The organism is Clostridium tunisiense TJ, from assembly GCF_000300195.1.
GTDB lineage: Bacteria > Bacillota > Clostridia > Clostridiales > Clostridiaceae > Clostridium_J > Clostridium_J tunisiense.
In genome coordinates, this window is sequence record NZ_AMQH01000015.1 from 1 (window position 1) to 12,203 (window position 12,203).

15 protein-coding genes and 1 riboswitch are annotated in these 12,203 nt (G+C 28.8%); of the genes, 12 read left to right on the forward strand and 3 right to left on the reverse strand.

Translation table 11 applies throughout. The annotated features are described in order from the left end of the window. The first annotated feature begins 398 nt into the window (after positions 1 to 398). From C661_RS0115610 to C661_RS0115640, 7 genes are all read left to right on the forward strand, one after another. Positions 399 to 947 (forward strand): hypothetical protein, encoded by a 549-nt coding sequence (locus tag C661_RS0115610; RefSeq protein WP_017416281.1) that lies wholly within the window; start codon positions 399 to 401, stop codon positions 945 to 947. 353 nt (positions 948 to 1,300) lie between these two features. After that, positions 1,301 to 1,966, forward strand: coding sequence for an HD domain-containing protein (locus tag C661_RS0115615; RefSeq protein WP_017416282.1), 666 nt, complete (start codon positions 1,301 to 1,303; stop codon positions 1,964 to 1,966). A 232-nt stretch (positions 1,967 to 2,198) separates the two neighbouring features. Further along, on the forward strand, positions 2,199 to 2,654 hold the full coding sequence (locus C661_RS0115620; protein ID WP_026051084.1) for a DUF2383 domain-containing protein: 456 nt from the start codon (positions 2,199 to 2,201) through the stop codon (positions 2,652 to 2,654). Positions 2,655 to 2,701: 47 nt separating this feature from the next. After that, positions 2,702 to 3,544: a polysaccharide deacetylase family sporulation protein PdaB gene (gene pdaB, locus C661_RS0115625; protein ID WP_017416284.1), complete on the forward strand. Its 843-nt coding sequence runs from the start codon at positions 2,702 to 2,704 to the stop codon at positions 3,542 to 3,544. Between the two features lie 239 nt (positions 3,545 to 3,783). Continuing rightward, the gene (locus C661_RS0115630) at positions 3,784 to 5,103 is read left to right on the forward strand and encodes a cytochrome c biogenesis protein/redoxin (RefSeq protein WP_017416285.1); all 1,320 of its coding nucleotides are present in this window, start codon (positions 3,784 to 3,786) and stop codon (positions 5,101 to 5,103) included. 153 nt (positions 5,104 to 5,256) lie between these two features. Further along, a complete protein-coding gene (locus C661_RS0115635) occupies positions 5,257 to 5,673 on the forward strand; it encodes a winged helix-turn-helix transcriptional regulator (protein ID WP_017416286.1) in 417 nt (138 codons plus the stop codon). Positions 5,674 to 5,983: 310 nt separating this feature from the next. Next, positions 5,984 to 6,433 (forward strand): MORN repeat-containing protein, encoded by a 450-nt coding sequence (locus C661_RS0115640; protein ID WP_017416287.1) that lies wholly within the window; start codon positions 5,984 to 5,986, stop codon positions 6,431 to 6,433. A 176-nt stretch (positions 6,434 to 6,609) separates the two neighbouring features. Here the strand turns inward: C661_RS0115640 and C661_RS0115645 are convergent, their stop codons facing one another. Genes C661_RS0115645 through C661_RS0115655 form a run of 3 tightly spaced genes read right to left on the reverse strand, consistent with a single transcriptional unit; the run spans position 6,610 to position 7,785 of the window. Further along, complete coding sequence (locus C661_RS0115645) at positions 6,610 to 7,041, reverse strand: hypothetical protein (protein ID WP_017416288.1); 432 nt, start codon at positions 7,039 to 7,041, stop codon at positions 6,610 to 6,612. 11 nt (positions 7,042 to 7,052) lie between these two features. Further along, positions 7,053 to 7,436: a 4-fold beta flower protein gene (locus C661_RS0115650; RefSeq protein WP_017416289.1), complete on the reverse strand. Its 384-nt coding sequence runs from the start codon at positions 7,434 to 7,436 to the stop codon at positions 7,053 to 7,055. After that, positions 7,420 to 7,785 (reverse strand): hypothetical protein, encoded by a 366-nt coding sequence (locus C661_RS0115655; protein WP_017416290.1) that lies wholly within the window; start codon positions 7,783 to 7,785, stop codon positions 7,420 to 7,422. Before C661_RS0115655 ends, C661_RS0115650 begins: the two co-directional genes overlap by 17 nt. Positions 7,786 to 8,277: 492 nt before the next feature. Between C661_RS0115655 and C661_RS0115660 the strand changes: the two genes are divergently transcribed. The 5 genes from C661_RS0115660 (at position 8,278) to C661_RS0115680 (ending at position 11,870) form a co-directional block, all read left to right on the forward strand. Beyond that, complete coding sequence (locus C661_RS0115660; RefSeq protein WP_017416291.1) at positions 8,278 to 8,823, forward strand: DUF5317 family protein; 546 nt, start codon at positions 8,278 to 8,280, stop codon at positions 8,821 to 8,823. 15 nt (positions 8,824 to 8,838) lie between these two features. Next, positions 8,839 to 9,291: a hypothetical protein gene (locus C661_RS0115665; protein ID WP_017416292.1), complete on the forward strand. Its 453-nt coding sequence runs from the start codon at positions 8,839 to 8,841 to the stop codon at positions 9,289 to 9,291. A 15-nt stretch (positions 9,292 to 9,306) separates the two neighbouring features. Then, a complete protein-coding gene (locus C661_RS0115670; protein ID WP_017416293.1) occupies positions 9,307 to 9,954 on the forward strand; it encodes an accessory gene regulator ArgB-like protein in 648 nt (215 codons plus the stop codon). 14 nt (positions 9,955 to 9,968) lie between these two features. Next, on the forward strand, positions 9,969 to 10,103 hold the full coding sequence (locus tag C661_RS22140; RefSeq protein WP_017416294.1) for a cyclic lactone autoinducer peptide: 135 nt from the start codon (positions 9,969 to 9,971) through the stop codon (positions 10,101 to 10,103). A gap of 75 nt (positions 10,104 to 10,178) precedes the next feature. Further along, entirely contained in the window at positions 10,179 to 11,870 is a 1,692-nt protein-coding gene (locus C661_RS0115680; RefSeq protein WP_017416295.1) for a bifunctional diguanylate cyclase/phosphohydrolase, read from the forward strand. A gap of 165 nt (positions 11,871 to 12,035) precedes the next feature. Continuing rightward, a riboswitch (TPP riboswitch) is annotated at positions 12,036 to 12,145 on the forward strand. Positions 12,146 to 12,203 lie beyond the last annotated feature (58 nt).

The window sequence follows — 12,203 nt, forward strand, 5'->3', positions numbered from 1 at the left end:
GGTGTAAGCATGGTAACATGTTTAGCTGACTAATACTAATAAGTCGAGGGCTTGACCTAAGACAAATTTCACTGTGCAATTTTGAAAGAATAATACATATAAATAAAAACACTAAGTATTTACTTAGTGTTTTTTTATTTTTACTAAAACATATAATGGTATAGACTAAGAGGGAATATTAAAAGCTTAAGTTATAATAAACCATTAAAGAAGAGTAATATTGAGGAATTATAAACTATTTATTTTCTTAAATTAATAGTTAAGCATAAGATACAAATGTTATTGAAATAAAAAACAAGTCATTATTTCTTGAAAAAGTGTGGAAATAAAAAAGCATATAGGGTGCTCACTTTCTATAATCTCTCATATAATAAAATAACAATATGTGGAGGTTTAAAATGTATAAAAATGCTTTTAATAATTTATATTGGGGATTTTTCTTTACTATGCTAGACTTTAGAATAAATCATTTTGACATATTACCAGATATAATTGGATATATATTATTTTTTATAGGGCTTGGAACACTTGCCTTAAGCAGCGAGTATTTTAGAAGGGCTAAAATTTTAACTATACCAATGATAGTTTTATCCATTCCAGCAATTTATGAAAGAAAAATAGCAATCAATAGTGTAAATTTAGGATCTATATTAGGTTTTAACTTACTAATAGGCATTGCTTCCTTGGTAATAAGCATAATCCTTGTATATGATATTTTTCAGGGGATTAGGGAATTATCTCTTCAGCGAGGAGCACAAGAAATAAGTTTTGAAGCAGAAGATAGATGGGTGCAATTTATTTGGTTACAAGTAGCGGTAATTGGTGCTTTTATAGTGATTTTTATTCCATTTATAAATTTGATTTATGTTATAACAATATTTGTTGCAGCTATAATTTTAACCATAAATATATTAAAACTAATGAAAAAGTGTGGAGATTTCCTATAGGAGTTTATAGGGTGTAAGCTGAGAAATTATTATAATATATTTAATTTAAAGAAAAAAATAAGAATTTTAATAGATAAGGATTTTTATTTTAACTAATATAGGGTACTACAATGAAAAGCTAGCAAGTTTCAATTCTTGCTAGCTTTTTTATATGTAATAAGTGTAGCTTAAGTCAAGTAGCAGAGGATATTATTATAAAATAAATGAACAAGCATATAAAAATATGGAATGAGATTAAGGAAAATTTATAAAATGTTTATAAAAAATAATAGTAGTGGAATAACTATAAGAAAAACAAAGAATAATAAATCTATTTAGTAACTACTAATTACTTACTATAAGGATGTGAAACTATGCCATTAATTACTTATGAGGATATTAAGAATAATGAAGAATTTAGGACTTACATTGAAATGGGTGACAAACATCTTGGGGTGATAGGTTATACAAAACATGATTTTGCTCATGTTGGAAAAGTAGCAGATACAGCTGGAGAAATATTAAAAGAACTCGGATATAGTGATCGAGAGGTAGAGCTTGGTAAAATTGCAGGATATATTCATGACATTGGAAATATGGTAAATAGGGACGAACATGCACAGACAGGAGCTTGTCTTAGTTTTAATGTTTTAAAGACTTTAGGTATGGAGCCTAAAGAAATAGCTCTAGTAGTGGCTGCAATAGGAAATCATGATGAAGGAACAGGAAATCCTATCAACCCTATTTCTGCTGCACTTATTCTAGGAGATAAAGCTGATGTAAGAAGGTCTAGAGTAAGAAATAATGACTTTTCCACCTTTGACATTCATGATAGGGTTAATTATGCAGTAGAAAAGGCAGTTGTAAGAGTAGATGGAGAGGAAAGAACTGTACAATTGGACCTAGTAATTGATCCAACTATATGCTCCATTATGGAGTATTTCGAGATATTTATAAATCGCATGATTTTATGCAGAAAGGCAGCAGAATTCCTTTATAGTGAATTTCAATTAACTATAAATGGAGCAAAAATCTTATAGGAATACAGAGATTTAGTTATTAACATAAATAATTAACAAAATATGACTTGGAAGGATTTAAGTGATTCATTTAGATTTTATATTACTGAAATTAAAAGATATTAAAGAACTAAGTAGTAGGGGTGATTTGAAACTTTAAGTTAAATATAACATAAGAAAGGTACTTTATATTTTAAAATTGTAAAAAGTAGCATAATCGAAAGTATAAAAGCTAAAAATAAATTGAGGTGATATTAAAATGGAAACAAATATGGATATAAAAAGTACTAATAAGTTTTTAAGAGGAATTCATATGGGTGGAGCCACTTTTAAGGATTATTTAGATAAGGCAGAGGACACGGAGCTAAGAGAAGAGCTTGTTCATATTATAGAATCCTTTAAAACTCATGAGGAAGCGATAACAAATAGAATAGAACACCTAGATGGAAATGCTGTTGATACACTTGGAGTTATGGGAACAATGGCAGAGTTCTTTGAGAAAATAAAGCTTATCCCTGTAAATACTGATTTAGAGGTTTGTGAAAGAGCTATTAAAGCTATGGAAATGGGGATATATCAAGGTGAAAAGTTTATTGAAGAAAATAATAACTTAGATCATAGCATTATGAAAGAAGTTAAGGCTGTTGTCAAAGACTATGATAATCATTTAAGACGTATAGAGAAGATTATGAATAAATATAAGCAATAGCTAAATTCTAATGCTATCCTATCATTGATAAGGAGCTGAAGGATAATATGAGTTTACTTAAGATGAAATTCACTAAAAAAAAATCATTGCGGTTGATGAAGATAGTAACACGTAGTTTAGCAATACTGATTGGAATAACTAGCTGTATAAGCTACCCAGCAATGGCTATGGAAGAAAAATATTATAGCTCTTTAAATTTTACAGAATTACAAGAAAAGGATTATAATTTTAAAAAGGAAGCTATATATAGGGTAGCAACAGAAGAGAAGAAAATATCTTTAACTTTTGATGTAAATTGGGCAGATGAGGAGCAGCTTTATAAGATTTTAGATATTTTAGATAAGCATAACGTGAAAGCTACATTTTTCATAATGGGAAGGTGGATCGTTTATCCCGATAATGAGAATGTAGATAAGTTAAAAGAAATTCATAAAAGAGGTCATGAAATAGGAAATCATAGTTACAGTCATGCTGACTTTAAAAATATTAATGAACAAAAAATGATTAAAGAAATAAAGGATGCTGAAAAAATAATAGAAGATACTATTGGAGTTAAGACAGAACTATTTAGATTTCCAAGCGGACATTATAATGAAAATGGAGTAAGAGTAGCTAATTCACTAGGGTATAGACCTATACAATGGGATGTAGATAGTATAGATTGGAAACAACTAGGGCTAGACAGAGAATATAATAGAGTAATAAAAAATGTAAAGCCAGGATCTATATTGCTATTTCATAATAACGGTAAATATACTCCAGAAAATTTAGAAAGGCTTATTCCTGAAATTCAAAGTAAGGGTTATGAATTTGTAACAGTAGATCAGTTATTATATAAAGATGGATTTTATATTGATAGCGAAGGTGTACAAAGATTAAAGAAGGAATAAAAGATAAAAATTTTTATGAAGGTTAAAAGATAAGTGATCCAAGTAAAATAGGTTTGAATTATTGTAGAACTAATAGCAATATTATTAGTTCTATTTTTTATGTATTAAAAGTAATATTTACTTTTTTAGTGCTTAGTATTAGATAAAAATATAAAGTTACTTTATTTTAAAAAGTGACTTTATAAAGTGAAGTAACTTTGATATACTATAATTAAAACAATTACAAAGGAGGTTATTTAGTGGAGTTTTCAAAGTTGTTATTAGTTTTTGTAGAGGGATTGCTATCCTTCTTATCACCTTGCATAGTACCAATTTTACCAGTGTATATTAGCATTCTTTCCAATAGCTCTGAAATGGACTTTGAAGGGAAAAAGTTAAGCTTTGTAAGAACATCGTTGTTTAAAAATACTGTTTTATTTATTTTAGGGATTTCATCAACCTTTTTCATTTTAGGTGCATCAATTAATGCACTAAGTCAATTTTTCTTGTCAAATAAAGAAGATATTATAAGGATTGGTGGTATTATAATAATCCTTATGGGGCTTTTTTATATGGGGTATTTGAATATTCCTTTTCTACAAAGGGAAAAAAGATTTAGTATGAATACTAACAACATGAATCCAGTTACAGCATATGTTTTAGGACTTACCTTTAGTTTTGGTTGGACACCTTGCGTAGGACCGATGCTTGCATCTGTACTTATTATGGCATCAGGAGCTAAAAGTGCGCTAGCAGGGAACTTAATGATATTGGTATATGCCCTAGGATTCACTATGCCCTTTATAATTTTTGCAGCATTTTATAAAACTATGATTAAATATTTAAATAAGATTAAGAAATATATGAATGAAATTAAGAAAGTAGGAGGAGTTATTTTAATAATTTCAGGGATTATCATGGTTTTAGGGGGAGCAGATAAGGTTCGAGGGTACATGTATGAAATGTTTTCAAATCCTTCAAAGGTAGTAGAAAATCAGGCTCAAGTTGATGAATCTCAAAGTACTAGTGAAGAAGGTAAAGAAAATGCTCAAAATAGTAATGAAGATAAGAATTCGTCTATAAACACAGAAAACAGTACACAAGATATAAGTGAAGAAGGTAAAGTGAGTGATGAGGAAGTAAAAGATCCCTTGATTGCTCCAGATTTTAAATTGAAAGATCAGTATGGGAATACTCATAGTTTGAGTGACTATAAAGGAAAAGTTATATTTTTAAACTTTTGGGCAACTTGGTGTCCTCCATGCCGTGAGGAGATGCCTAATATAGAGGAGATTTATAAAAAGTATAATAATAATAAAGACGAGATTGTAATTCTTGGTGTAGCTATGCCTAATATTGGTAGAGAAGGCTCTGTAGCTAGTATAAAGAAGTTTTTAAAAGAAGAAGGATATTCTTTCCCAGTAGTTTTTGATGAGGACGGCAAACTTAGTAGTGATTATTTTATTAATGCATTTCCTACTACTTATATTATTGGAAAAGACGGTAGAATAGTTAATTATATACCTGGAGCTATGGATAAGGACGTTATGGAGGCAGTAATTAAAGAAGGGTTACAATAATAGTTTAATTCTGTATAGAAAGTGTGGAATTTAGCTTATAATTAATCAAGGGGAAAAGTATCAACTAATAAGCTAATTAAATATTATTTATTTAATTAGTTACTTATATGTGTAGCCTAAGAAAATAATTAGTATTACAGGAGATGGTTTAATATGAAGGGAAACTATGACTTTAAGTGCAATCTGGCAAAGACTTTAAATATTGTAGAAGATAAGTGGACCTTATTGGTTTTGCATAGAGTTTCAAATGGGAAAAGCACCTTTAAGGAGCTACAAGAAGCACTTACACCTATACCCACGAATATATTATCTAAAAGATTGAAAACCCTTGAAGAAAATGGAATTATAAAATCTGAACTATATACTGAGCATCCACCTAGGTATGAGTATATACTTACAGAAAAGGGGCACGATTTCAGACATGTATTTAATTCTATAATAATTTGGTCAAATAAGTATATAAATGGTTGTGATAAAAATGTGAAGCATGAGAAGTGTGAAGCAGATGTTGAAGTTAAGTATTATTGTAAGAATTGCAATGAGTTTGTTGATGATATAGTAGTAAAGTAGGAAAGCTATAAAATTTACAGGGGGTTAACAGGATTCAATTAGTGGTAGTGATTATTTCACATTTGATAGTGTTTAGAAAATAAAGACTCTACACATACTATGAAAGAACATGAAATACTATTATAGTAAGGTTAGTATAAATTCATGATAAAGTATAGATAAGTTAAAATAATAGACAAAAATTGTCCTTGATTAATACATTTTAAATATACTATTAATAAGAAACACATTGACACTAGTAAAATATACAAATATAATGAAAGTGAAAATCATATTCAATTACATTGTAAAGGTAAGGGTGAAATATATTATGGAGATAAAGAAATTTGGAATAAATAAGGCTGAGGGAATTAAGATTAATGTTAAACAAACTGAACATATCCATGGTGGCAAGTACGTCGGAGAAAAATTAAATGGAAAAGCCCATGGAGAAGGAACTTATTTTTATGAGGATGGAAGCAAATATGTAGGACAGTGGAAAGATGACATGATGGACGGAGATGGAATCTTTACATGGAATAGTGGAGAAAAGTATATTGGCTCATGGAGTAAAGATTTAAAGCATGGATACGGAACATATACTTGGCCAGATGGAGAAAGTTATACTGGGCAATGGAAAGAGGATTTAAAACATGGAGATGGAATATATATTTGGTCTGATGGTGGTAAGTATATAGGTCAGTATACGGATGATGTTGAAGCAGGTCATGGAATTTATATTGAACCTAATGGGCAAGTGAAATATTTTCCAGAAGACTAAAATAAATTAAACATTATCTAAGTATATTTATAGATGTAGGAGTAACTTTAATTGCAGTTTAAATGCTATGAGAATTATGAAAGTTGATTAAATAATTACTAATATGGATATTCCTAAGAAATAAGTAGAATGAAGACTAGAATTGCTTTTTATAATTCTAGTCTTCATTTACTATTTTACTTCTTATCTTTATCGTCTTTATCTTTATTTTTTTTGTTTTTATCCTCAGAATTATCAGTGTAAGAATCTTTATATTTTATATTTTTACTAATTAAATCATCTGGTACATCGTCAAAATTTGGCGTTAGTAACCTATTGTAACTATATGCTAGTGCTACGGTAGTAGCTTTTCTTATTTTTAACTCAACTTCATCAATTCCTCTTGATCTTATAAAAATAATAAGTACATCTTCTTTATCAGTAGCCTTTACATTGATAAATCCCTTATCACTAAGGTAATAAAGTGCCGATACAACCTCACATCTTCCATCCTTAGGTAGTATATACTCTTGCTTTTCGATATCTTTATAATTACAAATGCAAAATTGGTATTCATAAAGCTCTAATAGCAATTGAAGCCTAATTAACTCTTTTTCAATTTGAAGCATAGTACTAATACCTACCGTTGATTAAGCCACTGATTGAAGGAGAGTGAAGACCATTCTCCTATTGGATCAGGAGCGTATCCAGGAGAAAGAGGAATATCATCAATTATTGGAGCTACTGGAGGAATAGGGGGTCTGATATCTATTGGGGCGTCAATAGGATCTAGAATACCAATTACAGGCCCGTCAGTGCTCCAAGCAACAACTTTTCCATCTCTATCAAGTAAATTAGTACCACGAAGCTCGCCAATCCATCTCCTGGTTTTTACTGACCAAACATAGTCATTAAAAATATAAGCTACCCATTGCAAATTTACATTAAATACATGCGCGTGATCTACTAGCCAACCGACAAAAGTAGCATTTTTGTCATATAAAGGATCAATTACTAGGTTCATTAGCTACACCTCCATTAACTTCATTATTTTTAACAACTGGTTTCAACAAGTTATCTGACAAAGACGAGATTACTAGTTGACCAGCCTGAGTAAGATAATCTTCTACCTCTTCCATTCCAAGTCCTAAAATATAAGCAGAAACAGTTTTATCCTTTTCAATATTAAAGAAAATCCACTTTCTATAGTAAATATAGTAAAGTGCAGCAATTATTTCTTTTCTACAATCCTCTGGAACTAGATAATCAATACTTATGCAAACTTCATAACCATAGGTGAAAAAATCTCTATATAATTGAAATAGTAAACTGTATCTAAGAAGCCTACGCTCTTCTAATATTAGTAAATTCATAAAACACCTCAGTAACCACTGTGTTTATATATAATATGTATATATTTTAATTTTGATTGTGTGAAAATTATAAAGTAAAAAATATGGATTCAACAAAAATGTGAATAATTATTTGTGAAAAAGTGTGACATGAAAATGTAAAACTGTACTTTCAGAAAGTGAAGATAGATTTAAATTTAAAATATTCATACAAAATTAAGGACAAACTATGGAATTAACTTTAAAAATTGGTATAATGGAATAGTAATTAATAAAACAATTTAATTCTAAGCTTAATTAGCTTTAAAAAAAAATAAAAATGCAATTAGTTTACTACAAGAAATATAATTCAGTTGCTAAAAATAATCGAAATAACATGTCAAATATACTAATATACTTGTATGCTATCTAAATTAGTTTGTTTTTAAAAGTTTATGTAATAAAGTAAGTAATCTTGCAAAATTATAGATAAAAACTACTATGTATTAAAAAACTATGATAGGAGTTAAAACTATGTTTGAAACTATATTAATAGCATTTATAGTTGCTAAATTAAAAGGATACAATATTAAACCAATATTTAAGTCATGGGAGATATATCCGATAATAATATTTGAACTATTTTATGTTTTTATGCAAATTTCAATCTTTCTAGGCAACTATGATTTCATAGTATATAGTAGCATATATAAGAAACTTTATCTTTACTCATTCATATTTTTAATTATAAAACATAAGCAATATATTAGTGCCATTATTGGATCAGTATGTATATTCATTGGTACTATATTGAATAATATCGCAATAACTACAAATAATGGGAAAATGCCTGTATTTCCTACATTATCTTATTACACAGGATATGCAACTAAGGAAGCCTTTGATAAAATTAAAGATATACATGTATTAGGAAATGAGGCTACTAAATTAAAATTTCTAACGGATATTTTTGATGTAGGCTATAGCATTATAAGTATTGGTGATATTTTAATTAGATTATTCGCATTTATAATTATTTATAGCTCAATAAAATATGTGAATAAAATACAAAGGACGTAAAAGGAGAAATTTAACGTGATAAAGTTAACTATTTTTGAATTCTTTATAAGAGGAATACCAGAGGCATTTTTATTTGTTTTTGCGACCTACACATTTTCTAAAACTCCTATTAACATAAGAAGATTCTTGTTATCTGGAATTATTATGGCTGCAATTGGTTTTTTCACAAGATACTTACCTATTCATTATGGGGTACATACTATATTAAATCTTTTTGCTTTTGTAATATTATTCTATAATGTTAACAAAATTGATTTAATGAAATGTATAAGGTCAGTTGCTATTGCAATGTTTCTCCAAAGTTTTTGTGAACTAATTAATATTGTTATTATTCAATTTTTATTCAAACAAGATATGGATTATATACTTAGTATTCCTAAGCTAAAAACCTTGTATGGAGCTCCATCTATGATCATTTTTGGTATTGTAGTAATTTCTTATTATATAATCATTAAAAAAAGAAGTTAATTAAGGTGGATTTGTATGGAAAAATTATCTAGAGTATTTGCGGAAAAGATTGCTTTAGAATTAAATCTTGATATAAATAAAAAGGAAGTAATTACATATGGAATGTTTGTTTTACTACAAATGATTTTATCTATAGCCTTAGTAATAATATTTGGAAGTGTTTTTAATGTACTTATAGAGGCTTTGATAATTTCCTTTACCACAAGCATACTAAGAAAATATTCTGGGGGAGTTCATGCTAACTCTTCAGGAGCATGCATAGTTATTGGAACAATCATATGTATTGGACAAGCGTTTATAATAAAAGTATTAACTGGTTATGACATTAATTTAAATTTAAATATAATTGTAGGTTCGCTAATTTTTATATGGAGTTATTATACAGTTTATAAATTAGCACCAGTGGATAGTCCAGCTAAGCCTATAAAGAAAGAAGCGAAAAGAAAACGGATGAGAAAGGGCTCTATTATAATTTTAACTGCCTATTTGATTATTGTAATTATAAGTCTTGTTATGTATAGTTACACTGGTGACAGGAACTTCATAAAATATTATTCATGTATATATATTGGAGTACTGTGGCAGGTATTTACACTTACGACTTATGGGCATTTTATAATGAAAAAAATAGATGCACTTTTTACTCATAAATTATCACAATAGGGGGGAGAATTAAAATGAAAAAATTAAACAAAAAATTCTTAGCTTTAATAGCTACAATAACAACTCTTATGGCTACTACAGTAGCAACATCAGCTTGTACTTGGTATTTTTATCAACCAGAAGAGCCAAAATGTTTAAGTGAAGAGTAATATGGAGTCGGTTTATCCGACTTCATATTATTTTATAAAAACAAAGTTTAGTAAAATTAATGAGGTATAGCAAATATGAAAATACTTGAAGAGTTAAAACAAAAAAAGGTAAATGAAATATTATCCGTAGTTAAGCTATCATCTCTTTTATTCTCTGGAATAGCCCTGCTGAGGTGTTTTCTAGGTCAAAAAGGTTCGCAAATTAATCTTGGAAGTAGTTATTTTATATTACTATCAGCTGTAACAATTACACTATTGATTGCATTGATATATAGTATTTGGGCCTTTTCTACAGTAAGAAGAGCTGATTTAAAATTTATGAGAAAGGCACAATTAGTTGAAATAGCTTTATTCATTATTATATTTTTTATTTCTATACTTATCACGGGAGGCTATAATAGCAGTTATAAATTTTTATTTTTATTTATAATAATTACAACAACAATACAATCTGGCATGAGGCAAGGTATGACGACTGCTTTTGTTTCATCAGTCATTATACTAGGAATAGATTTGATTGGTACAACTCCAGGACAAGTAAATCTATATTTTGAAAATGACCTAATCCTAGTGGGGATTTTTATTCTTACTGCATGGACACTAGGTTTTTATGTAAAAATTGAAGGTGAGCATATTGAAATGCTTACAATTCAAGCTAATAAAGATGGACTTACTGGATTATATAATCATAGATATTTTCATGATACATTAAGAGAGAAAATAATATTATCAGAAAGGTATAATCAACCTATTTCGATGATAATTATGGATATAGATTATTTTAAGCATTATAATGATCTTTATGGACATCAAAAGGGAGATGAAGTGCTTAAAAATATAGGGATTTTATTAAAGAAAATTTCAAGACCAGAGGATATAGTAGCTAGATACGGTGGAGAAGAGTTCGCTCTAATACTACCTAATACAAATGAAAACGAAGTAATTAAAATTGGAGAACACATAAGAAGGAATATAGAGACTACTTATTTTGAAGGTGAAGAAAATCAGCCTAATGGGAAACTTACAGTTTCTGTAGGAATATCTGTTTTTCCCGACAAAGCTAAAAGTGATATTGATTTGATAAAAAGTGCTGATGATGCATTATATAGAGCCAAGTTTTTTAATAAGAATAGAGTAGAAATATATACATCTATATTAGATGAGTTAAAACAAGATATTGAAGAAAAGCATATAGATTTAGTTACCTCTATAAAAACTCTTATAAGTGTTATAAATGCCAAGGACAAGTATACCTATGGACATGTTGAAAGAGTTGTAGTTTACTGTAGATTAATTGCAGATAAATTAGGGTTAAGTGAAGATGATAAAAAAACTCTTATATATGGAGCTTATATGCATGATATAGGTAAGATAAATATATCAGAGGATATATTAAATAAAAAAATGCCTTTAACAAATGAGGAATGGAATATATTAAAACAACACTCAGCTAATGGCGTGGAAATAATAAAACCAGTGGATTCTCTTGAATATATTTCACCTTTGATCCTATATCATCATGAAAGATATGACGGTAAAGGATATCCACATAACTTGAAAGGTGAGGAGATACCTTACCTTGTAAGGATATTAACTGTTGTTGATAGTTTTGATGCTATGACTTCTAATAGGCCATATAACAAGAGAAAGACCTATGAAGAAGGAGTAGAAGAACTGAGAAGATGTAGTGGAACGCAATTTGATCCTGAAATTGTTGAGGAATTCGCAAGTGTAATACTTGAGAATAAGGATAGGATAGGTAAATAAGCTTCAAAGTCAATAAAGTTAAGGGAAGTTAAGTTAGTAAAGTGGGCACCGTATTTATATAGGCTACAGTGTTCATTTGGTATACAAAGACTTATAAATGTGAAGATAATTTTTTTTGTTTATATGTATCTTAGAAAACTTATGGTATAATATCACTGTAAAACTAAATATAACTAGGGGGGCCAGATAGGCTGGCTGAGATTAAGAACCTTAATTCTTTGACCCTTTAACCTGATCTAGGTAATACTAGCGTAGGGAAGTTGCGTGGCAAAGCTATTTTTTAGCATTGCTATAAATTATCAAAGTGTAATTTGAGCATAAACCTATGGGTTT